The organism is Oceanobacillus locisalsi (genome assembly GCF_042675985.1).
Taxonomy (GTDB): domain Bacteria; phylum Bacillota; class Bacilli; order Bacillales; family Amphibacillaceae; genus Oceanobacillus; species Oceanobacillus locisalsi.
In genome coordinates this window covers 1-24,239 of sequence record NZ_JBHTKK010000036.1, presented here as the reverse complement: position 1 = coordinate 24,239, position 24,239 = coordinate 1, and the positions used below count along the sequence as shown (strand labels likewise).

The 24,239-nt window shown below is 36.3% G+C and carries 19 protein-coding genes; 16 read left to right on the top strand and 3 right to left on the bottom strand.

Annotated features, from left to right (window positions below):
* Nucleotides 1–296 precede the first annotated feature (296 nt).
* The 6 genes from ACFQ19_RS19060 (at nucleotide 297) to ACFQ19_RS19035 (ending at nucleotide 7,683) form a co-directional block, all read left to right on the top strand.
* The gene (locus ACFQ19_RS19060) at nucleotides 297–1,049 is read left to right on the top strand and encodes an SDR family oxidoreductase (RefSeq protein ID WP_379594294.1); all 753 of its coding nucleotides are present in this window, start codon (nucleotides 297–299) and stop codon (nucleotides 1,047–1,049) included.
* Nucleotides 1,050–1,373: 324 nt separating this feature from the next.
* Nucleotides 1,374–2,357, top strand: coding sequence for a LacI family DNA-binding transcriptional regulator (locus ACFQ19_RS19055; RefSeq protein WP_379594292.1), 984 nt, complete (start codon nucleotides 1,374–1,376; stop codon nucleotides 2,355–2,357).
* Nucleotides 2,358–2,561: 204 nt separating this feature from the next.
* Nucleotides 2,562–3,878 (top strand): ABC transporter substrate-binding protein, encoded by a 1,317-nt coding sequence (locus ACFQ19_RS19050; RefSeq protein ID WP_379594291.1) that lies wholly within the window; start codon nucleotides 2,562–2,564, stop codon nucleotides 3,876–3,878.
* A 228-nt stretch (nucleotides 3,879–4,106) separates the two neighbouring features.
* Complete coding sequence (locus ACFQ19_RS19045) at nucleotides 4,107–5,429, top strand: ABC transporter substrate-binding protein (RefSeq protein WP_379594289.1); 1,323 nt, start codon at nucleotides 4,107–4,109, stop codon at nucleotides 5,427–5,429.
* 146 nt (nucleotides 5,430–5,575) lie between these two features.
* Nucleotides 5,576–6,847 (top strand): carbohydrate ABC transporter permease, encoded by a 1,272-nt coding sequence (locus ACFQ19_RS19040; RefSeq protein ID WP_379594305.1) that lies wholly within the window; start codon nucleotides 5,576–5,578, stop codon nucleotides 6,845–6,847.
* Nucleotides 6,848–6,861: 14 nt separating this feature from the next.
* Entirely contained in the window at nucleotides 6,862–7,683 is an 822-nt protein-coding gene (locus ACFQ19_RS19035) for a carbohydrate ABC transporter permease (RefSeq protein ID WP_379594287.1), read from the top strand.
* Between the two features lie 103 nt (nucleotides 7,684–7,786).
* On the opposite strand, the gene ACFQ19_RS19030 is transcribed toward ACFQ19_RS19035, so the two are convergent.
* Both ACFQ19_RS19030 and ACFQ19_RS19025 read right to left on the bottom strand, forming a co-directional pair.
* Nucleotides 7,787–8,794, bottom strand: coding sequence for a Gfo/Idh/MocA family protein (locus ACFQ19_RS19030; protein WP_379594285.1), 1,008 nt, complete (start codon nucleotides 8,792–8,794; stop codon nucleotides 7,787–7,789).
* Between the two features lie 52 nt (nucleotides 8,795–8,846).
* Nucleotides 8,847–9,932: a Gfo/Idh/MocA family protein gene (locus ACFQ19_RS19025; RefSeq protein ID WP_379594283.1), complete on the bottom strand. Its 1,086-nt coding sequence runs from the start codon at nucleotides 9,930–9,932 to the stop codon at nucleotides 8,847–8,849.
* Between the two features lie 321 nt (nucleotides 9,933–10,253).
* On the opposite strand from ACFQ19_RS19025, the gene ACFQ19_RS19020 reads away from it, so the two are divergent.
* The 6 genes from ACFQ19_RS19020 (at nucleotide 10,254) to ACFQ19_RS18995 (ending at nucleotide 16,725) form a co-directional block, all read left to right on the top strand.
* Nucleotides 10,254–11,066: an SDR family oxidoreductase gene (locus ACFQ19_RS19020; protein ID WP_379594281.1), complete on the top strand. Its 813-nt coding sequence runs from the start codon at nucleotides 10,254–10,256 to the stop codon at nucleotides 11,064–11,066.
* 355 nt (nucleotides 11,067–11,421) lie between these two features.
* The gene (locus tag ACFQ19_RS19015; protein WP_379594280.1) at nucleotides 11,422–12,429 is read left to right on the top strand and encodes a LacI family DNA-binding transcriptional regulator; all 1,008 of its coding nucleotides are present in this window, start codon (nucleotides 11,422–11,424) and stop codon (nucleotides 12,427–12,429) included.
* 73 nt (nucleotides 12,430–12,502) lie between these two features.
* Nucleotides 12,503–13,801, top strand: a complete 1,299-nt coding sequence (locus ACFQ19_RS19010; RefSeq protein WP_379594278.1) for an ABC transporter substrate-binding protein — start codon at nucleotides 12,503–12,505, stop codon at nucleotides 13,799–13,801.
* Nucleotides 13,802–13,826: 25 nt separating this feature from the next.
* Entirely contained in the window at nucleotides 13,827–14,756 is a 930-nt protein-coding gene (locus ACFQ19_RS19005) for a carbohydrate ABC transporter permease (RefSeq protein WP_379594277.1), read from the top strand.
* A 3-nt stretch (nucleotides 14,757–14,759) separates the two neighbouring features.
* Nucleotides 14,760–15,584 carry a carbohydrate ABC transporter permease gene (locus ACFQ19_RS19000; protein ID WP_379594276.1) on the top strand — a complete coding sequence of 275 codons (825 nt, stop codon included), beginning with the start codon at nucleotides 14,760–14,762 and terminating at the stop codon, nucleotides 15,582–15,584.
* Nucleotides 15,585–15,606: 22 nt separating this feature from the next.
* Nucleotides 15,607–16,725, top strand: coding sequence for a glycoside hydrolase family 172 protein (locus ACFQ19_RS18995; protein ID WP_379594274.1), 1,119 nt, complete (start codon nucleotides 15,607–15,609; stop codon nucleotides 16,723–16,725).
* Between the two features lie 162 nt (nucleotides 16,726–16,887).
* Here the strand turns inward: ACFQ19_RS18995 and ACFQ19_RS18990 are convergent, their stop codons facing one another.
* Nucleotides 16,888–18,645 carry a glycoside hydrolase family 13 protein gene (locus ACFQ19_RS18990; RefSeq protein WP_379594273.1) on the bottom strand — a complete coding sequence of 586 codons (1,758 nt, stop codon included), beginning with the start codon at nucleotides 18,643–18,645 and terminating at the stop codon, nucleotides 16,888–16,890.
* Between the two features lie 272 nt (nucleotides 18,646–18,917).
* Here ACFQ19_RS18990 and ACFQ19_RS18985 point away from each other — a divergent pair, with 272 nt between their 5' ends.
* The 4 genes from ACFQ19_RS18985 to ACFQ19_RS18970 all read left to right on the top strand — a co-directional run bounded on the left by ACFQ19_RS18985 (nucleotide 18,918) and on the right by ACFQ19_RS18970 (nucleotide 23,686).
* Nucleotides 18,918–20,186, top strand: a complete 1,269-nt coding sequence (locus tag ACFQ19_RS18985) for a sugar ABC transporter substrate-binding protein (protein ID WP_379594271.1) — start codon at nucleotides 18,918–18,920, stop codon at nucleotides 20,184–20,186.
* Between the two features lie 64 nt (nucleotides 20,187–20,250).
* Nucleotides 20,251–21,558 (top strand): sugar ABC transporter permease, encoded by a 1,308-nt coding sequence (locus ACFQ19_RS18980; RefSeq protein ID WP_379594270.1) that lies wholly within the window; start codon nucleotides 20,251–20,253, stop codon nucleotides 21,556–21,558.
* On the top strand, nucleotides 21,558–22,397 hold the full coding sequence (locus tag ACFQ19_RS18975) for a sugar ABC transporter permease (protein ID WP_379594269.1): 840 nt from the start codon (nucleotides 21,558–21,560) through the stop codon (nucleotides 22,395–22,397). The genes ACFQ19_RS18980 and ACFQ19_RS18975 overlap by 1 nt, the downstream gene beginning before the upstream one ends.
* Before the next feature lie 269 nt (nucleotides 22,398–22,666).
* Nucleotides 22,667–23,686, top strand: coding sequence for a LacI family DNA-binding transcriptional regulator (locus ACFQ19_RS18970; RefSeq protein ID WP_379594303.1), 1,020 nt, complete (start codon nucleotides 22,667–22,669; stop codon nucleotides 23,684–23,686).
* Nucleotides 23,687–24,239: the final 553 nt, after the last annotated feature.

Below are 24,239 nucleotides of genomic sequence, written 5' to 3'. Positions count from 1 at the left end.
CTTCGAACCTGTTGAAAGGGAGACGCTTCGAGTCGTTAACTATATGATTTATCAATCTGTCAAAGAGATTAAAGATTTGTATCGGTACCACTGAAAAATAGAAACATTTTCAAGTGGATGAAACAACATTCTAAAATAGAGCAATTATTTCATTCAAAGATGGTAGAATAAAAATAGGATGTCAGCACCTGCGTCTTTCTTTTACGTGGATTTTCTGAAAGCGGGAAGAATGGCGCAGAGTTTTATTTAAGAAAGAAAATGCTAACAACTCTATATTGAAATAAAGGAGCATAATGATGTCTCACAAACTAAATGGGAAAGTAGCATTGGTTACAGGAGCTTCAAGAGGACTTGGAAAACATATAAGTAAAATATTAGCTGAAGCGGGAGCTACCGTTATCGTGAATTATGCGAATAATTACGAAAATGCGCAAGATACTGTTGATTTTATTGAATCGGATGGAGGAAGAGCGATAGCCATTCAAGGTGATGTCCGGGATGAAAAAGCAGTAGAAAAGCTGATAAAACAGGCTGAAGAAGAGACGCAAGCAAATATTGATATATTGGTTAATAACGCTACTGGTCCACAGCCTGAAATATCAATTGAAGAACTTGTGTGGCAAGATTATTTGGAGCAACTCGATTTTTTTGTGAAAGCACCATTATTATTAACAAAGGCAGTTCTGCCAGGAATGAAAAAACAGAAGGAAGGACGAATTATAAATATCGGGAGTGAAGTCGTCCAGTTAGGTACTCCGAATCATTCAAACTATGTCATGGCAAAGACTGCTCAACTAGGATTGACGCGTTCTTGGGCGAATGAGCTAGGTTCTTTTCGTATTACTGTTAATATGATTAATCCAGGATTTATTCCGGTTGAAAGACATGAAGCAGAAGACACGAGTGAGTATCAAAAAGGGGTTCCACTTGGCAGGATGGGGGTTCCACAAGATATAGGAGAAACGGTTTTATTTCTTGCATCAGATGCAGGAAAATTTATTACAGGGCAATCGTTATCTGTAAATGGAGGGAATACTTTAGGAATATAAAAGGAAAGGAAGCTGTTGTATAATTAGGTAACTGATTGTGCAACAGCTTTCTTTTGCAGGTGAAAAAAGTCCTCCAATCATCTGTTCTCATACATTATTAACTTGGGATAAGTAATCTAGCTGCATAGAAGGTAACTAGTTTTATATAGCCTAATAATCGTCTTATCTGCACGATATGAAATAGTTATCTATTGCTTTTATCAAATTATGTATTATGATAAAAATACAATGTAAAGGATTACATTAAATTTGATTTCTTTTTTAGAGAGGTGATATAGCTAATAAAAAAAGGTAGATTTATATGTTGAAAAGGAGGGGATTATATTGCCGACAATTCAGGATGTTGCTAAACATGCAGGGGTATCCGTTGCTACTGTATCGCGAGTATTAAACAATCCTTCATCGGTTGCAGAGTTAACACGCAAGAAAGTCGAGCTATCCATTCAAGAATTGGATTATTCACCAAATATCCTAGGGAGAAATTTACGGAATGCAAAAAGTAGAATGTTATTAGTATTATTACCAAAGATATCTAACCAATTTTATTTGAAAATTGTAGAAGGGATAGAAGAGAAAGCACTTGAATATGGTTATAATATTCTGCTTTGTCAAACTCATTCTAAATTGGAAAGAGAAAAAGTGTATTTTGATTTATTAAAAAATCAGCTGGCAGCTGGGGCGATTACAATGGATCCAACAATTGACCGTAAAACATTGATTAATATAGCAAAACGGTATCCGTTTGTGCAATGCAGTGAATATGTAAATGCGAAAAATTTGCCTTATGTAACAATAGACAGTGAATTAGCAGCTTATCAAGTAACAAAATATTTATTAAAACAAGGTCATCAGCGTATAGGGCTTATAAATGTCAGCGAGTATTTTCTATATGCAAGGGATAGAAAAAAAGGATATCTTCGTGCGTTAGAAGAATTCCATATCGAGCCGGAAGAAGGTTGGTTTTACTCTGCTAATGATGTGTCACTTGAATCAGGACAGCAGGTTATGCGTTCTTTATTAAATAAAAAACAGGATCTTACAGCAGTGTTTGCTGTCTCAGATATGTTAGCGATTGGAGCATTGAAAGAATTAAATACCAGGGGGATTGATGTCCCAAATGAGATGGCAGTAGTCGGATTTGACAAGATTGAGTTTACTAGTATTACTTATCCCTCTTTAACCACCGTTGCACAACCGATGTATAAAATGGGGGAGATATCGGTGGACATGCTGATAAAAAAAATACAAGGAGAAAAGGTGGAAGACATAGTCCTAGAGCATGAGCTTATTATAAGAGAGTCAACCTGACGGGAGACATAACTATTTTATAAAAGAGGATTTATTTTATCTAACTCGTTCTACTACAAGTTAAGAATATGAGGTATCAATGTTTTAATGCTAATGGAAGTCGGAAAATTTAAAAAAGAAACAATTGACTAGGAAGGGGATTCTGCTATAATAAAATGTAATCGATTTCACGAAGGGTCGAGTATTAAAAGAGGAGGGTCTGAAATGCCACAGGTAAAGAAATTATTGCTGATTGGAGTGTTATATTTACTAGTTATTTTTATGGTTGCATGTAGTGGAGGTAATGATGCAGAGACAGATAGTTCAGAGGGAGAGAATAATGACGAAAATGAAAGCGCTTCCGAAGAACAGGTTACGATTGTCTATGCGACAGGTGTAGATACAACTGGCGCCACCCAAAGTCAAATTGAAGCTTTTGAACAAATTCACCCCAATATTAACGTGGAGTATCGTGAAATGCCGGCAGATACAGGTCAGCAGCATGACCAATATGTAACGATGTTTGGTTCTCAGAGCCCGGAAGTGGATGTATACAATGGAGATATTATTTGGGCAGCGGAGTTTGCTCAAGCCAACTATGCTTTGGAGTTAGATCGTTTTATAGAAGCAGACGGCTTTAATTTAGACAGCCACTTTGAAGGTCCCATTCAAGCTGGTAATTACAATGGCAGACAGTGGGCCTTGCCGATATATATGAATGCTTCATTTCTTTATTACCGTACGGATATAACAGACACGCCACCTGCAACCTGGGATGAATTGATTGAGCAAGCGGAAGAAATGCAGGGAGAAGAAGGAACAGAATTTGGTTATTTACTGCAAGGTTCTCAGTATGAAGGGATGGTAACTAATTTTATTGAAATTATCGCTTCTTATGGGGGAAGTGTTATCGATGAAAATAATAATGTAGTAATTAATAGTCCTGAAACCATTCAAGGTTTAGAAAAATTTGCAGAAATTGTACAATCTGATTTTGTACCAGGGAATATCTTGAATTTTCAAGAGATTGAAACAGAAAATGCATGGATTGCAGGGGATGCTGTATTTGCCCGAAATTGGACATATATGCAGTCTTCATCCAATGACGAAGAACGTTCGGAAGTTGCGGGAAATGTGGAAATTGCACCTATTCCTGCAGGTGATGAGGGAAGCACCTCTGCACTAGGCGGATGGATGGCAATGATTAATCGATATTCTGAACATCCAGAAGAATCCTGGGAATTAGTAAAGTTCCTAGCAAGTGAAGAAGGCCAAAAAATTGGAGCAGTAGAAGGTGCACGTGCTCCAACTGTAGAATCCCTGTATGATGATCCAGAGGTACAGGAAGCCGGACCATTATTTTCAAATCCAAGTTTCGTAGAAGGGCTAAGCGTGGCTGTACCACGTCCGGTATCGCCGATTTATCCGGAGATATCTGAAATTATTCAAATTGAAGTTTCCCGAGTATTAACAGAAGAGCAAACAGCTGAACAAGCAGTAGAAAATATGGAAGCACAATTAGAAGAAGCTTTAGAAGATTAATAAAAGGCAAGGTGGATAGGTAATTAAAGGTTGTTCGCCTTGCTTCTTATTTACGTAAAATCGTCGGTTACATCTGCTGCTATCATTCCATAGAACTATTTATAAAAATATAGCAGAAAAAATGACTGAAAATTTTTAAAAGAAATGATTGACTAGAAGCGACGTTCTGCTATAATAAATGTAATCGATTTCAAAGAGGGATCGACTAATAAAAGAGGAGGGTCTGTAATGCCACAAGTAAAGAAATTATTATTGTTTGGATTATTATTTTTATTAGCTGCATTTATGGTTGCATGTGGTGGGGAGAGCGATTCGGGGGCAGATGAATCAGAAGCAGAGAGTAATGAAGGAAATGAAAGCGCTTCCAATGATGATGAGCAAGTTACGATTGTTTATGCTACGGGAGTGGATACGACTGGTAAAGTAGAAGCACAGATTGAAGAATTTGAGGAATTAAATCCAAATATTAAAGTAGATTACCGTGAAATGCCTTCAGATACGGGACAACAGCATGATCAATATGTAACGATGTTTAGTTCGCAAAGTTCCGAGATCGACGTATTCAACGGTGATAGTATTTGGCCGGCTGAATTTGCCCAAGCAAACTATGCACTAGAATTAGATCGTTTCATTGAAGCAGACGGCATTGATTTAGAAGAACACTTTGAAGGACCGATTCAAGCAGGTAATTTTAATGGCAGACAATGGGCACTTCCATTATTTATTGACGCATCGTTCCTCTATTATCGTACAGATATAACAGAGGAACCGCCAACTACTTGGGATGAACTAATCGAACAAGCTGATGAATTGCAAGGTGAAGAGGACACAGAGTTTGGTTATCTATTACAAGCATCTCAATATGAAGGCTTAGTGACAAACTTTGTTGAAATTATTGCTTCATATGGCGGAGCTGTTTTAGACGAAGATGGTGAAGTAGTGGTAAATAGTCCAGAAACGATTGAAGGTCTGGAAAAATTAGCAGAAATTGTTCAATCTGATTTTGTACCAGGTAATATCATGAATTTCCAAGAAATTGAAACAGAAAATGCATGGGTTGCTGGAGACTCCGTATTTGCTCGTAACTGGCCATATATGCAGTCTACTTCCCAAGATGAGGATCTCTCTGAAATTGCGGGGGATATAGCTATTGCTCCGCTTCCAGCAGGTGATGAAGGAAGTGCTTCGGCATTAGGCGGCTGGACAGCAATGATTAATCGTTATAGCGAGCATCCGGAAGAGTCATGGGAATTAGTAAAATATTTAACTGGTGAACAAGGACAAAAAACCGGAGCAATTGTAGGAAACCATGCTCCAACTGTCGAAGCGCTTTATGATGATCCAGAAGTACAAGAAGCTGCCCCTTTATTCCAAAATCCAGATTTTGTTGAGGGACTAAGTGCAGCTGTTCCACGGCCAGTATCACCGATTTACCCTGAGATCTCTGATATTATTCAGATTCAGGTGTCACAGGTGCTGACAGGTGATCAAACAGCTGAACAAGCTGCAGAGAATATGCAGACCCAAATTGAAAACGCTATGGAAGAATAAAGGCTTTCTAAAGAGATGAGCAAGATGATTGCTGTGAATTTCATCTTGCTCTTTCTATTAAGCATATCTACATGTGTGCTTAACAGAAAGGGAGGGGAAAAAATGTGAAGAAATTTCATTTGAATGAAAAGCGGCTGGGGTATTTGATGATACTTCCATCTATCATACTTGTCGTATTAGTAACATTGTGGCCAGTTGCCCAGTCCTTTTATAATAGTTTATTTGATTATCGCTTAAATGACCCGACGAGGTCGGAGCGGATGTTGAGTGCTAATATGGATTTGGAACGTTATGTGGATAATTACTTTTATATTGACAGTCAACTTAGCAATTTAGAAGGCAGTGCTGATGGTGATGATATAGCGACTATTCAGCAAGCCAGAGAGACAATTCAAGGTTTTCATAGTGAATTGGAATCAGATAGTGAAATCAATGCTAAAATGGAAGAAATTGATGAGCTTTTGATGAATTTCGAGCCGATTTCTGACAGCGATTTAAAATATGCGAAATTAGATAATGATTTTGCAGAAGATTATCGCACTGCTTTAAGTTCCATTTCAGAAGAACTGCAAGTGATGGCTGCAGACACAGAGAATGAGAGCTTAGTACAGGATTATGAACAAACAAGCTCCTTGCTTGAGGCTGCCAGTACAAATATTTTGGAATCTAATTTTATTGGCTTATCAAATTATGCTAAATATCTTCAAGATAGCCGAATGTGGAAATCTCTAAGTAACACGATGATATTTACGATTACTTCTGTTGCTTTTGAACTTGCATTAGGTTTAGCCGTTGCCTTATTAATTAATCGTACCTTTAACGGTCGCGGTATTGTACGAGCCTCCGTGCTAATTCCTTGGGCAATACCGACTGCAGTAGGTGCCATGATGTGGGGGTTCTTATTAGATGGTCAAACGGGTATCATAGCGCATTATTTTAATGAATGGAATCTGATACCTAATTCATCTTGGCTGCTGTCTACATCATCCGGTGGGATGTTCTCGATTATTTTTGCTGATGTGTGGAAAACGACACCTTACATGGCATTATTGCTCTTAGCTGGACTGCAGACCATACCGAATTCCTTATACGAAGCAAGTGATGTAGATGGAGCTAACAAATTTCAACAATTCTTTAAGATAACACTGCCATTGTTGAAATCTTCTATTTTAGTTGCTTTATTATTTAGAACGCTTGATGCCTTCCGGGTATTCGATCTTATCTATGTACTAACTGGCGGGGGACCAGCGAATGCTACCGAATCTATTTCGATATACGCCTACATAACCTTGTTCTCACAACAGAACTTTGGGGAAGGTTCCGTATTATCGGTGATTGTATTCTTAGCGGTAGCATTGATTAGCTTTATTTATGTACGCTTAATTGGTTCAGATCTATTCGCAGGACGTACGAAATAGGAAGGAGAAATAATATGAATAAACGTGCAGGTATAGGTTTTTATATATTCTTAGTCATATTTGTATTTTTAGTGATGTTTCCGTTTATTTGGGTGTTCTTAACGTCAATAAAGCCTGTAGGAGAAATTTTTACATCTTTTAGCTGGTTTACATCAAATCCCACAGTAGAGTCCTATGAAGCTGCGTTAACGAATCGCCCGCTTTTGCGATATATGTTAAATAGTTTTATAGTTTCAACGGTAACAACAATTTTGGCGGTAGGTTGTGCTGCCTTTGCATCTTACGCGGTAACTAGACTACCGATTAAAGGGAAAGGTTTATTCCTGGGAGTAGTTTTAGCTGCCTCTATGTTTCCGCAAGTAGCAGTTATTTCGCCTATCTTTAATATAGTGACAGAGTTAGGTTTACGAAATAGTTATACAGGATTGATTATTCCTTACATGACAATCAGTTTACCATTATCAATCTGGATTCTGTCTACCTTTTTTCAAAAGATTCCATTCGAATTGGAGGAATCAGCAAAACTTGATGGAGCCAGTCCGTTCCAAACTTTCCGTAAGATTATTTTACCACTCGCAACACCTGGAATTTTCACAACTGCAATTCTGGTATTCATTGCGGCGTGGAATGAGTATTTATTTGCTTTAACCATTAATAGTGATGATGTATGGAGAACAGTGCCAGTTGGAATTTCGATGTATCAAAGTGAATATTCTGTCCCATGGGGAGATATCAGCGCAGCAACGGTTATTGTAACTATTCCAATTGTTATTTTAGTATTGATTTTCCAAAGACGAATTGTTTCAGGTTTAACATCAGGGTCTGTAAAAGAATAAAAAACATAGTAAGAGCGGATAACCCTCGAGTTATCCGCTCTTACTATGTGATATAAAATTATAGTTTTTTCATTCACGTTTGTTATAACAGGTTTATTGCTAGTTATTCAAGTGGGCTAATGATTGACTCAGGATTTATCCAGCACCCTTCTTTATTTGATTTTTCTGCTATATTATTAACCAGGGTTAAGTTAATGACATCCGTTTGTTTAATAGCAGGAGCAGTCCCATTTATAATTGCCAGTGCCCATTGTTCCATCGGCATAGGGAGTGATTTCGGTGGGTTATCCGGGGATGACCACTCACCATTTCCAAATTTCTGGCGGATATTATTTTCTTCGATTAGTAATGTGCCTTCTGTTCCATAGAGCTCTAATTGAAACGGACTGCCTTTGGACAGGAAACCGGTCTCAAGAATGCCCATCGCACCAGATTCGTATTCTGCTAAGATGACAGCATTGTCATCTGCTCCGAGGTTGTTTGTATGATTCATACGGGCAACCAGTTTTTTTACTTTACCAGCTAATCGGTTAGTCAAATATATTGGATGGGCTCCCAGATCGATTAAGGCGCCGCCTCCAGATTTCTCTTTTTCAAAAAAACGCTTTGGTAACCATCCCTCGTTTTCTCCCGGGCTTACAACCGCGCCATCATGTGCAGTACGGCATCGAATAGTAGTAAGTTTTCCAATCCAGTTATTATCTATCACTTTTTGCGCATATAGATAATAATCTTCTGTTAATCTAGGAAGGGAAACCATTAATTCAACGCCATATTGGTCTATCGTATTATAAATTTCCTTACAGTCTTGTACTGTAAAAGCTAAAACTTTTTCCGTGAAAATATGTTTCTTATTTTTTGCAGCTGAGATAATTACTTCTTTATGCAAATTTGTTGGGGTGGTGACAACTACTCCTTCGATTGATGGATCTGTCAAAACCTTTTGAAGATCGGGTTCAAAGGGGACTCCCAATTCCTCTGCCCATCTTTCTCCTCTATCCGCATTTTCATCCCAAACAAGTTTAATAGATAAATTATCATTAGCTTGAATTTCTCGGGCGTAGTCGTCCGCATGTACATGCCATCTGCTTAACAATGCAATATTAACCAATAAAATTTCCTCCTCAACTATTTATTCTGCAAAACGCATCCTTTTAACTTTCTTATTGATTAAAATAAACGGCTTTCCCTGTTTTTGCAGATTCGTATATTGCCTCCAATATTTGAGTGACAACAAGTGCTTCTCTTGGTTTCACGACTGGTTCGGTATCATTGGTAATACTTTCAATCCAATTTCTAGCTTCAACATCAGGATCACTTTCAGATTTACCATCGTAAAAAGCAACCCCTCCGGATTCTAATTCAAATTCTTGCGTATATAATTTACCAAAGTCTTCCCCATTAATTCGCAATCCATTTTTCATATCTGCACCGCTTTTGGTACCGCTGAGAGAACATTTAGCTTCATCTACGTCCAAGGAATTCAATGCCCAGCTAGATTCAAGTACAATTGTTGCGCCATTTTCCATCGTTATAAAACCAAATGCAGAATCTTCTACTGTAAACGCCTCTGGATCCCAAGGCCCCCAAGCATTAGCTGCATTTTCTTTTTTTCCTAATTTATGATAGACCGTTCCCATAACCGATTTGGGTTTATAGTTATTCATCATCCATAACGTTAAGTCAAGCGCATGTGTACCGATATCAATTAAAGGTCCGCCTCCTTGCTTTTCTTCGTCCAGAAATACTCCCCATGTAGGTACTGCCCTTCTTCTGATAGCGTGTGCTTTTGCATAATATATTTCTCCCAGATCTCCTCGCTCACAAAGCTTATGTAGATGTTGGCTGTCGGGGCGAAATCGGTTATTATACCCAATCGTTAATTTTTTGCCGGTTCGTTCAGCTGCTTCTACCATCTTTTTAGCTTCTTCTGTTGACTTGGCCATTGGCTTCTCACACATGACATGTTTTCCGGATTCCAAAGCAGCCACTGTGATTTCCATATGCGCATTGTTTGGGGTACAGACATGAACAACATCAATGGATGTGTCTTGTAATAACGCTTTAAAATCTACGTATGTTTTTGCGTCTTTCGTTCCATACTCCTTTGCAGCCTTTTCTGCTCTTTCAATTACAATATCGCAAAACGCTGTCATTTCAACTTGCTCTAGTTTGCTAAGGCTGGGAAAATGTTTTCCATTTGCTATCCCCCCACAACCAATAATTGCTATTTTAAGTTTTTGCCCCATAATAGAACCCTCCTTTTGTAAACGATTACATTTATCTTAGTTTAAATTTGATTTGAATTATTGTCAAACTTTAATCATTTATAGGATCACATGGATCCAAGATTTGAAAATAAACAAAGCAAATACCAATGTTATTCGAGCTTAAATAAATGGTGAGGAAACATTTTAATCTACATTGGTCTATACTTAACGAAATAATTGTATTAAAAGCAACTATTTTTACTTATTGCTCATATTGTATGCTAAAATTAGTTTGTGTAACCGATTTCATTTTTGGGGAAGTTGATAAAAATGAAGCTATGTATGGAAGGAGGGAAAGCTGTGAGCGAACTAACAAGGGAACGATATCCTTTAAAAAGAAGACAAATATTAATTACAGGGGTTAGTAGACGAGCTGGTATAGGATATGCTATAGCAAGAAAAGTAGCTGCTCTTGGAGCTTCCGTTATTATTCATCACCATCAAGCGCATGATCGTGAACAAGAATGGGGGGCTGATGACTTAAATGCTGTAATAGAGGGAATTAAAAAGGAGCTTGTAGAAGACGCAACATTTTATGAGTTCCAAGGAAACTTTATGGATGCTTCTGCTCCCGAAGAGTTGTTCAAAGAAATTAATAAGTATTGTGGACATGTAGATGGTTTAATTTGTAATCATGCATTGAGTGGTTCTGATGGTTTTTTAGAAGAGTTAACAGCAGAGATGATTGATAAACATTATATTATAAATACACGCTCTTCTTTGTTACTTGCACAGTCATTTATGAAACAACACTTACCAGACAAAAATATTGGGAAGGTTATTTTTATGACATCTGGACAACAGCAAGGTCCTATGCCTGGAGAAGTTGCTTATGCTACTGCAAAAGGAGGGTTAGCAGAAATCGTTCTTACGTTATCTGATGAATTAGCTGCTAAAAATATCACGATTAATGTAGTGAATCCCGGTCCAGTTGACACAGGTTATTTAACAGAGGATAAATGGAAAGAGGTAAGAAGTAAATTTCCATTCAATCGTTTTGGGCAACCTACTGATACGGCTAATCTCATAAGTTGGCTGTTAACTGATGAAGGATCCTGGATTACAGGACAGGTGATTAATTCGGAAGGAGGATTTGCGCGATGGAAATCTTAAAGCGGAACAGAATGCTTAAATAATTGTTTAATTATTGTAGATTTGGGGATTAACATCTACGTAATTTCTGTATATATTGTTTTAATTTATAAAAAATATCAAGCAACCATAAAATTGTAAGTTTGTATTGATGATAGTGTATCTATAAATAGAATATGAATTTTAGGCAAAAAAATAGCTGTATCATTACTATTGTCTGTTAAAGTAATGAAAACAGCTATTTTAAACTTACTTATTTAACTATTTTTTTAGAATAAAACCGTAATAAAATTTTGATTTTTATTGACAATTGAAAGCGGTATCTTTATTATGTAGTTAATATTAAACGTTTAACTTTTTACGGAGAGGATGTCTATTGAATATAACTTTAAAAGATGTAAGCAAGCATTGTGGTTTATCAACCGCTACAGTATCGCATGTATTGCATGGAACAAAACCGGTTAAGAAAGAAACGAAAGAGAAAGTATTACGATCTGTTGAAGCTTTAGGCTATATACCGCATGCATCTGCTCGCCAGCTTAAATCTGGTTCTAGTCAGTTAATCGGTGTTTTAACCATAGGTTATAATCAGTTTTTCACGGATATACTTAATGGAATACAGTTTCAGGCAGAAGCTTTAGGATGGAAAATTATTGTAGGAAGTACAGGTGAAGATTTAGAAGCACAACAGTCATTTCTAGATTCTCTAATGCAGAAAAGAGTAGAAGGCATTATTATGGCACCGACAAAAGGGTGGACAAAAGAAAAATTAAAACGCTATTTAAATAACACTTCTATTATATTTTTAGATCGAAAAGTACCTGGTTTGGAAGAATATACGTTAACTACAAATAACAAACAGGTGTCCATCGATGCGGTCAATCATTTAATTAACAGACATTTCTATAAAGAAATAGGTATTATTTATGCAAATACGAAGGTTTCCTCCATGGAAGAACGGAAACAAGGGTACTTGGAAGCAATGAAGCATGCCGGTTTACCTGTAAAAGACTCTTTTTTAGCGTTTGGTGATGGCAGTATAGAAACAGGGCAGAGAGCAATGAAACAATTATTGGATCAGAACACTGATATCGAAGCAGTCTTCATTACAAATAATCGTTTACTTTTGGGGGCATATAGAGAACTGAAAAACAGAAATAAAAAAAATCCTAAGGAAATTGCTATAATCGGTTTCGACGTGGAACCTTGGATGGAATTTTTATACCCACAAATCACAGTTGTAGAACAGCCTGTTCAAAGAATAGGAGAGCAGGCCATACAAAAATTATTAGATATAAAACATGGAGATAAGAAAAGAACAGACGAATTGAAAAATAAGTTGATTATCGGAGAAACATGCGGGTGTAACAAAAATAAAATTTAAAAAAATACTTATATAAAGTATGTTATTTTAAATTAAAAGTTAAACGTTTAACTTTATTTGGAGGATGAAGAGAATGAAAAAAATCTTTTGGTTTTCTAGTTTTATTCTACTTTTATTAATAGTAGGTTGCAGTAATAATGAGAGCGCTTCCCAAAGCGAGGATATTCAGGAACCTGTTGATTATTCTGAGCCAGAAGGGACAATCGTATGGTCAAGTGGAGGTCTCTCCGGTTTGGGTTTAAGACAAGAATTAATAGAAGGTTTTGAAGAGCAATATCCGAATGTCAATGTTGAATTAGAAGAAGCTCCTTCTACCACTAATCAATCACAAACTTATTATACGACAGCAATTGGAGGTCAAAACGAGACACCGGACATTTATAGTGGAGATTCAAACTGGCCGGCACAATTTGGTAACGCTAACATTGCGATGGATTTATCTAATATAATGCCCGATGAATTTTGGGACCGATTTTCAGAAACATTGGTTGATTCCGTTACTTATGAAGGAGGAGTCTATGGCGCACCGTTCTACGATAATATCGGTGTTCTTTATTATCGTGAAGATATTTTAGAAGAAGCAGGATTGCCTGTACCAAGTACTTGGGAAGAATTGCAAGAAACATCGATACAATTACAAGAAGAAGGATATGTGGACTACGGATTTGTTTGGCAGGGAGCTTCTTATGAAGGACTGACGACAAATTTCTTAGAATATTTACGAGCTGCAGGCGGAGATGTTTTGGATGAAGATGAGAATGTTGTGATTAATTCACCGGAAACAGAAAAAGCATTATCCTTCATGAAAGAATTATTTACGAGTGGTGCAACACCAAATGCGGTAGCTACTTTTCATGAAGACGAAGCAACGAATACGTTTAGTTCAGGATCAGCAGCTTTTTTACGTAATTGGATGAGTTATTATGGGCAATTACAGGATCCCGATACTTCCGCAATAAGTGAAAATGTTGGAATTGTCCCGCTTCCAGGTTTTGAAGGAGGAGAAAGTAATACAACGCAATCTGGATGGAATGTATTTATCAATCCAAATACAGAGAATTTAGAAGCATCTTTAGCTTTTATGGATTATTTAACAGGAGAAGAAGCTCAAAGATTAATGCTGGAAGAACATGACATGATTCCAACCAATACAAATATTACGGAAGATCCAGAAATGATTCAAAATTATCCAATTTTAGAAATCTATCAAGAAGCAGATCCAACACCAAGACCGAAATCACCGAACTATAATGCTATTTCTGAAGGTATATATATGAATGTGAATGATATGTTTGTCAGAGAACGGAGTGTTACGGAAATATTAGAAGTTATGGAAGAACAAATAAAATCAGCAAACGAATCTGGTTTATAATACAAGAAAAGAGGTTTAGTTAGGTATGTCAAATAAAGACAAAAATGCGAAACAATATTCTTTGCATAGACCGTGGAAAAAGAACCTTCCGGGATATTTAATGGTACTTCCAGCTTTTCTGGTACTTGCAGCGATTATGTTCTATCCAATTTTCTATACGATTCGCATGAGTTTGAGCAATGTAGATATCTCGAGCAGCGGTTATGTGTTTGATTTTATAGGGCTGCAGCATTACATTGATATTTTTACAAATTCTGTTTATTGGGATAGTATATGGTTTACATTTTATTTCTCTTTTGTCACTGTAGCTGTTGAAATTGTACTGGGACTATTGATTGCATTAGCGATTAATAAAGTGAAGCGATTATTAAATGTATCTTTAGTAGTTATGTTAATTCCATGGGCGTTAATCACCGTTGTATCCGGGCAGATGTGGTCATATATCTACAATGCTGTCTATGGCGTAGCAAACTATATTATGGAAACGCTTCACCTGATTGATGGACCTATTGCTTGGCTTGCGACTCCGGATACAGCTGTTATCAGTATGATGATTGCAGAAATATGGAAGACTACACCATTTGTTGTCATTATATTATTGGCAGGATTACAGATGGTTCCAAAGGATCAATATGAAGCAGCGTCCATTGATGGAGCTAATATATGGCATCAATTTTGGAAAATTACGTTGCCGGCTATTAAAGGGAGTATTGCTGTTTCGGTTATTTTTCGTTTATTACAAGCTTTCGGTGTATTCGATTTACCGTTTGTATTAACAGGTGGCGGACCGGGGAATGCTACACAGCCTGTTGCAATGTTGGCACAAAAATCATTGTTCCAGAACTTGAATTTTGGATTAGGATCAGCAATCGCTGTAAGTGTTGTATTTTTCATTATTATGTTGTCCATTACATTTTATCCCCTGATTCGCTCTGTTGTGAAAGGAGAGTCCTAACTTATGCGACGATTATCTACTGCTGGCCGTTATATTGTTTTGATTACGTTTTTGGCAATTATTATAGCGCCGTTTTATTGGATTGTTATTACGTCTTTTAAACCAGCATCCGAATTAGGGGATTACCCTCCTAATCTCATCCCGGAAACCTGGACATTAGATCACTACCGGGAAGCATTAGTTGACTTCGGGTTTTTAGAAAACTTATTCAACAGTATGATTGTATCTGTTTCTGCAACAATTATTGTATTAATATTTTCCAGCATGGCGGCCTTTGCTATAGCAAAATTGCCATTACCGAATAAATATCCAATGATGGTAGGGTTATTGATTTTATCTATGTTCCCTCCTGTTACTGTAGCTCCAGCTATCTATATTATGCTTAATAATCTCGGTTTGTTGAACACATATACTGGACTGGTTATTCCTTATATAGCTTTTAATTTACCATTTGCTGTTTGGTTATTAAGAAATTATTTTATCCAAATACCGACTTCGTTGCTAGAAAGTGCGAGAGTCGACGGAGCTAACGTATTCTCTATTTTTTATAAAATTTATTTACCTTTAATTAAGCCAGGGTTATTTACAGCAGCAATTTTTACTTATATTGCAACATGGATTGAATTTTTCCTGGCATTAATTATAAATTCCGATCCGTCAATGCGTACGGTTTCGGTTGGTATTGCATTGTTTAGCGGGCCATATTCCATTCCATACGGTACTATATTTGCTGGCTCAATCATTGCTATGCTTCCAATTGTTATATTAACAGTTATATTTAGAAAAGGAATTATTTCCGGCTTAACCGGAGGAGCAATAAAAGGATAAATAATAGAAAGGGAGTTTTAAGATGTTAACATTAGAAGGAATTGAAAAGTTAAAGAATAATAAAAGCAGATCTATTAATCCAGAAAATCCTACTGGAGCAACTGGAGCAGGCGGGAAAGAGGCGAGTGACCTAGGTCCAAGCAGAAAAGGAAGACCAATGACTGATTTGAAGAGTGGAGAAACGGTTACATTGGCAGAAATAGATGGGCCGGGAACCATTCGTCATATTTGGATGACAGTAACAGATGCCACCGTACACGGCAGTTTTGTACTAAGGGATATTGTATTGCGGATGTATTGGGACGATGAAGAGACACCATCTGTGGAAGCTCCATTAGGAGATTTCTTCTGTAATGGTTTTGGAACACGCTGCGATATTAATTCTATACCTATTGTAGTTAACCCATCAGGTGCGATGAATTGTTATTTCCCAATGCCGTTTCGAAAAAAGGCACGTATCGTAGTAACAAATGAACATGAAGGAGATATTGATGCTTTCTTTTACACGATTAACTATACGGTGGAAGACGATATAGACGATGATACAGCATATTTTCATGCCCAATGGCGTCGAGAAAAATATACGCAGGAAGCGAAAGACTACACGGTAGTCAGTGACATTAGAGGAAAAGGGCATTATGTTGGAACCTACCTTGCATTAACTGCGCTGGAACGCTATTGGTGGGGAGAAGGAGAATTTAAATTTTATATCGATGATGATGAACAATACCCGACCATCTGCGGTACTGGTACAGAAGACTATTTTGGCGGAGCGTGGGCTTTTCATAAAAAACATGAAGACGGGATAATTCGTTCATCTACCTACAATACACCGTTTTTAGGTTATGCTTTTCAATCTACAGAGGATCATACGAGAGATAACTTCCCAAAGAAGGATAGTATTCCGACGCATGGATTTGGAAAAGATGCGTTACCAATGCATGGACTATATCGTTGGCATTTGCCGGATCCGATTCGATTTGATGAAAAGCTGACAGTGACCCTTCAACAAATAGGTAATGACGATATAAAATTATTTGAGCGCGCAGATGACATTTCATCTGTTGCATATTGGTATCAAACAAAACCTCATCATCCGTTTCCACAATTTCCGGAGACAAAAGAAAGAAGGCCAAGATAAGGTATAAGGTTATCAGGATTAAAAAGCAACTTCCTGATTTAATGAGGAAGTTGCTTTTTATACATGCTAGTAAATGGTATAGTATGTTTCCACTGTTTTGTTTATTAGGCTAAATGAAATCTAGTGTAAGAAAATATTTATATTCTTCCATTGGATAAAGATTTACTTTGATTGTTTTAAAATAAGAAAGTTATTAGCTGATAATTCAACTTGTATATTAGTTTTTGTTTTTAGCTCTTTTTGATTCCATAAATCTAAAACGTAATTAGAAGAAGTACAATCCAGCGATACTTTAACTGGTTGATTTGTTGGATTAATAAAAAAATGAACAGAAGTATCTTTAACAGATCGCACAAAATGAAAGTAATTGTCCTTCTCATTTGGTTGTATAATAGATAACTTTCCATGTGTAAATGCTTCTTCAGAAAGCCGCAATTGAATAAATTGTTTTACAAATTTTTTAAGTGATGTATTTTGTTCCACTTCATCCCAAACCATACATTTTCTGCATTCAGGGTCTTCTCCACCTGTCATCCCAATTTCATCACCATAGTATACACAAGGTGTACCAGGAAAAGAAAATAATAGTGCATACAATAAACGTACCTTTTCTATATCACCATCACATTCAGTTAGTACTCGTGGCGTGTCATGACTGTCGAGCAAGTTAAAAGCTACTTCATTGCTATTTTCCAAGTAAGATGCATAGGATGTAGATAAGCGATTAGCAAATTGTTTGGTGTCTATCTTCTCTTTTGCAATATAATCTAAACTTGCTAAAGTAAACGGATAGTTCATGACTGCATCAAACTGGTCTCCTTCCAGCCATGGCAGGGCATCATGCCATATTTCTCCAAGAATATATAAGTCAGGCTTAATCGATTTAACTCTCTTACGGAATGCTTTCCAGAATGAATGATCGACTTCATTTGCCACATCCAGACGCCATCCATCAATATCAAATTCTTCAATCCAATAAGCTGCAACATCTAAGAAATAAGAGCGTACTTCCGGGTTCTCTGTATTTAGTTTAGGCATGGATTCAACATACCCAAACGTATCATAATTGGGTGGATAGACGTCCTTTACTGGAAATTCATGCAGATGAAACCAATCTTTGTATTTTGAGTTTTCCTGATTTTCCAAAACGTCTTGGAAAGGACCAAAATATAAGCCACTATGATTAAATACAGCGTCTAGCATTACTCGGATTCCTCTTTGATGACATTCATCTACAAGTTTTTTAAATGTTTCTTTGTCTCCGAATTGCGGATCTATTTCCATATAGTCAATGGTATCGTATTTATGGTTGGAATAGGCTTTAAAAATAGGCGTCAGATAAATTCCATTGATTCCTAAATCAGTTAAGTAATCCAAATTGTTAATGATACCTTCAAAATCACCGCCAAAAAAGTTGTCTAAGGAAGGTGCTTCACTGGCCCAAGGCAAAACCTTTTTCGGATCGTTTTCCTTATTTCCATTTGAAAATCGATCAGGGAAAATTTGATACCATACGGTTTCTTTAACCCAATCCGGTGTTTCAAAAATATCAACCGGATTAATAAATGGAAAACAGAAATAATAAGATATATCTTCCGTTTCTATTTTGGAAGTGAAACCTTTTTCAGTATATATTAATATATCTTTTTTATCGCTTATTTCAAAGCCGTACCTTAAGCGTCTACTAGGTACATTGAGTTCTATAAACCAATAATCAAATAAGTCATCGGAAGCACTGATAGACATAGGAATTTTCTTATAATCCCATTTCTTCTTTTTCCAATCGTAGGGATCACCGTAAATTAAATTTACTTTTTGAACATCTTTTTTCTTTGTCTTTAAACGAATATGAAGTGTTTCCACTTTATAAGCATAAGCAAAATTGCCTTTCGGTCTGTGATAAATAGCTTCTTTTAACATGAAACTCCTCCTTAAAATAAACAACCCCTGTTTTCTGGAATAGAAAACAGGGGTTGTTGTAATGACAAAGCATAGCCCTCAAGTTGTAAATTGAACATTGTTATTAAATCTAATACTTACAAAATAATAATCAGAAGTCAAGAGGAAAATAAGTAAATTAAAAACATTTTTGAAAGCCCTTGCAAATATAAAATAAATAGATTAGAATTGATTTTAAAGTTTTTGTGCAAACGTTTGCGCAAATAACAAAATAAAAAGAGGAGTTGGGGAATATGAGAGGGGAAGTACGTTTCTTTGCATTGATTTCTTTTTTATTTATTTTGATTTTAGGGGCATGTGCACCTGATAGAGAGGAACCGGGGGAAGAAAGTACTGGCGGTGAGGCGGAGAAGCCGGAAGAACTAGTGATTTGGATGAATGATCAAGATGAACAAATGGACGCTATTAACGAGATTGTTGAGAAATATGAAGAAGAAGAAGGAATCTCAGTTAGAGTAGAGGGACAACCAATGGTTGAGCAATTACAACAGTTATCACTGGCTGGACCTGAAGGAAATGGGCCGGACTTATTCTATCAACCCCATGATCAAATTGGAAATATTGTTGCACAGGGATTAGCAGAACCTCTTGATGTGACCGATGAAGAATTAAATAGATACGTAGATGCAGCAGTAGATGCGGTTACTTACACTTATGATGATGAAACAGATATATATGGGTTACCTGCTGTTATTGAAACATACGGTATTTTTTATAATACAAGCATTGTGGATGAAGCACCAGAAACAATGGAAGATGTTTTAGCGATCCTCGAAGAAAATACAGATGCTTCGAATGATGAATATGGGTTTTTAATGAGACCAAATGATTTTTACTTTGCTTATCCATTCCTGGTTAACTATGGTGGATATATATTTGGCGGGGAAGCTGGAGACTATGATGTTACAGATGTAGGTTTAGCGAATGAAGGCGCCATTGAAGGCGGAGAATTTTATCAGGAGTTTTTTGGATCAGGAAAAATTCCGGCAGGTACGAATGCAGATGTCATTGATGGCTTGTTTACAGAAGGAAAAATAGGAGCAGTTATAAATGGACCTTGGAGTATTCCAGTTTATGAAAACGCTTTAGGTGATGATTTAGGATTTGCACCTTTTCCACAACTAAATGATGAACCAAGTGCCACATTTGTAGGGGTTAAGTCATGGATGGTTTCTTATTATTCCGAGAATAAGGATTGGGCTCAAGATTTAGCCATGTTTATTACAAATGAAGAGAATCAGCAGACTTATTATGATATTGCAGGAGAGTTACCTCCAAATGAAGAGGCTTTAAATAATATTGAAGATCCGATGTATGCAGATTTTGCTGAACAAATCGAATTTGGGGTTCCAATGCCAAGTTCTCCAGAAATGGCTCAGGTATGGGAGCCGATGCAAAATGCATTACAATTCCTGGCTGAAGGTCAAGATGCTCAGGAAGTATTAGAAGAAGCTGTAGATCAAATTAATGATAATATCCAATCTGCAGGCGGAGGAGAATAATTAGAGAGAGGAGTTTATCTCCTCTTTTTGATTGACCCAAATTTAAATTAAAGGAGGAGGAAGGTTGACTACTCCAGAAAAAAAGCCAAAAAAGAATTATCAAAAACACAATCCTGCTTTAGCTACAGTACTATCAATCTTATTTGCTGGGTTGGGTCAGCTGTATAACCGGAGATACGTTAAAGGAAGTATCTTTATTGTTATTGAAGGAGCATTCTTATTTGCGTTTTTAGACGCGATAAATTATGGACTTTGGGGCTTACGTACATTAGGAACCATTCCGGGAGTCGATCATTCGATCCGGTTACTTGTACTGGGTGTACTGGCTTTAATTGTTACAGTAATAGCAATTACACTATATGTATTTAACGTGCTGGATGCAAGAAAACAAGCTAAAAAAATAAAACAGGGATGGGTACCTTTAAGTTTTAAACAGGTTGTAAAAGAGGTTTATAATTATTCATTTCCTTATATTATTACATTCCCTGGCCTATTCTTAATGATTTTTGTGGTTATATTTCCATTACTATTTTCTTTGCTATTAGCATTTACAAATTATGATTTATATCATTCACCCCCGCGTAACTTAGTGGATTGGGTTGGTTTGGATAATTTTAAGAATTTATTTACCGTTCCGATTTGGCAAGAAACCTTTTTCAGTGTATTCGTATGGACCATTGTCTGGACGGTAGTTGCTACAACTTTACAGATTGCCTTAGGTTTCTTTCTGGCTGTCTTGGTAAATGACGAAAGGCTGAGATTTAAGAAATTAATTCGAACGATTTTAATTTTACCATGGGCTGTACCGGCATTTGTGACGATTCTTGTCTTTGCCGCAATGTTTAATGATGATTTTGGAGCGATTAACCGGGATATTATTATTCCTTTATTTGGAGGAGATGGAGTAGCTTGGCTAAGTGATCCACTCTATAGTCGTATAGCCATTATTATGGTACAAACATGGCTTGGATTTCCTTTTATTTTTGCACTGTTTACAGGAATCCTGCAAAGCATTTCAAAAGATTGGTATGAAGCGGCAGATATTGACGGGGCGTCAAGGATTCAAAAGTTCAAAAATATTACGTTTCCCCATGTCATGTTTGCGACCGCACCACTGCTAATCATGCAATACGCTCAAAATTTTAATAATTTTAATGTCATCTATTTATTTAATGAAGGTGGACCAGCTGTCCGGGGACAAAATGCCGGCGGTACAGATATTTTAATATCCTGGGTATATAAATTAACCTTCGATACAAATAATTATTCAATGGCAGCTGTTATTTCAATTATCATGGGATTAATTGTATCTGGATTTGCTTTTTATCAATTCCGCAGAACCAGGTCCTTTAAAGAAGAAGGTGATATTTAATGAATTCAAGATTAAAATCTAAATTAGAAGTAGCCGCTATTTATCTGATATTGGCCGTTGTTGCTGTTGTTATTTTTTATCCGCTTCTTTGGACAATTGGTATGTCGCTGAATCAGGGCACCAGTCTATATTCTTCCAGTATTATTCCGGATAATTTTTCGTTGGAGCATTATCAATGGCTATTCAGTCCAGAAAGTGATTATCTGTTATGGTATAAAAACTCATTAATTGTTGCTTTTGCCAATGCTATTGGAAGCGTTGTTTTGACAGCTTTTGTTGCTTATGCGTTTTCAAGGTTTAAATTTGTAGGACGAAAAAATGGATTATATATCTTTTTACTTTTACAAATGTTCCCTGTAATGATGGCGATGGTAGCATTATACATTTTCTTAAATATGATTGGATTATTAGATTCTTTAACCGGTTTAATATTAATTTATTTAGGGGGACAAATTCCATTTAATGCCTGGCTTGTCAAAGGGTATTTTGATACGATTCCAAAAGAACTGGATGAAGCAGCTAAAATTGATGGAGCAGGACCGATTAGAATCTTTTGGAGTATTCTTTTGCCATTAGCAAAACCAATTCTGGCAGTGGTTGCTTTATTTAATTTTATGGCTCCATTATTTGATTTCTTACTTCCTTCTATTGTGTTATCCAGTGAAGAGAATTACACATTGGCTGTAGGGTTGTACAATTTTATTAATGATCAGTTTGCTAATAATTTTACTAGATTTGCAGCAGGCTCTGTATTAATTGCTGTACCAATTGCAACAATTTATTTATTCCTGCAAAGATTCTTAATTTCTGGTTTAGCTTCTGGTGGTACAAAAGGCTAAAATGATGTATGCTACTTTAAATAGTTCTAATGAAAGAACTCATAAGCACGATAGAAGATATAAGAAACTTACACCTACCACGGTATGGATTCTATGTTAGAAAAAGTAAAATCTTGTTAGTATGTCAGGATTCTTAAAAGCTGCTTTAAAAATATATTGATATACAAACAATGTTAGTGGGAGAAATACGTGCAATTTTAAAAAGGTTGAATTGGCTGGTTCTGTTTCTTCATATTTTCTTTAATAAGTTAACTTAGAAGGTGATGGAAATAGTTACGATTAAAGATATAGCAAAAGTAACCGGCTTTTCTCCTTCAACGGTATCCCGAGTGATTGCAAATAACTCGAGGATTAGTGAGGAGACAAAAAATAAAGTAAGAGCAGCAATGGATGAATTAGGTTATCATCCTAACCTGACTGCCAGAAACTTGGTAATACAGTCAACAAAGACGATCGGTGTAATTATGCCATCCTCAGCGGATGAGTCTTTACAAAATCCATTTTTTACGGAAGTTTTAAGAGGAATAGGTTCTTATTTTCACCAAAAACAATTTTCGATACTTTTATCATCCGGACAGACGGAACAGGAAAAGTTTGAAGAAATTGAAAGAATGGTTTTAGGAAAGTATGTGGATGGAATAATATTACTTTATTCCCGCTTAAATGATTCGGTGGTGGATTTCTTACAAGAAAAGAATTTTCCTTTTGTTATGGTAGGAAAGCCTTCAGGGGATAAGGATGAAATTGTTCATGTAGACAATGACAATGTAAAAGCAGGAAAAGATATTACGACGTATTTAATAGAAAATGGTCACAGAAGGATTTCTTTTATCGGCGGTGCCGCTGACCTTGTTGTAACTATTGACCGGCAAAAAGGCTATGAAATGGCGTTAAAGGAAGCTGGTATACTTATAACGAAAGAGTATACGATCCATACAGAATTTCTGAAATCCGGCGGCAGGCAAGCTGTTGAACAAATTTTAGGGCTTGAACTAAAGCCGGATGCAGTTGTTGTAAGTGATGATTTAATTAGTGTAGGTGTTATTAGCATGTTGGAGGAATACGGAATCAAAGTTCCTGAAGATATTTCTTTAGTCAGTTTCAATAACATTTATTTTTCAGAGATTATAAAACCGGCATTAACAACGGTTGATATTCAAATTTATGAGCTCGGTGTAGAGTCAGCAAAAGCAATTATTCAAATGTGTACGAATCAAAAGCTGAGTAAAAAGCGAATTATTATTCCGCACCATATTGCATACCGGGATTCTGTTCGTTTGAAGAAGTGAATAAAAAATACTGTTAGAGGTATTATCAGCATTTTTTATTCACTTCTTTCATAAGAGTATATAAGCTTAAAAAGGAAAGTAATTATACGATCAGTCTATCAGGTTAAATGAGAAAGGAAGTGCCAATCATGAACATCGTAGTATGGAACGAAAACCCCTACGAAAAAAGCGAATGAAACCGTTGTTTTTATTTATTCTAAGTATATGATGCTATTGTAGAGCTTGAGATTAATTTTGCTTCATTCCGAGCATTTCTCTAAAATCTTTCAAACGCTCAAAGGCATAGTGGGAATTATCAGCTGATTGAAAAATAAATTTAGGTATGAAAAGAAATTAGACAAAAAGACTTCTATTACTGACGATGAAGAAGGAAGGAAATCACTATATAAATTGAATAATAAACATGTCTTTTGTTCTTAAAAAAATCACTAGCGTTGCATAAAAATTTCAACTAAAAGTCAAGAAAAATAATATATTGGAAAATTAGGAATAATGGGAGTTTTCACTACAAAAATCCATAAAAAAACCTTATAATAAGGGAATGGTAGTCCTG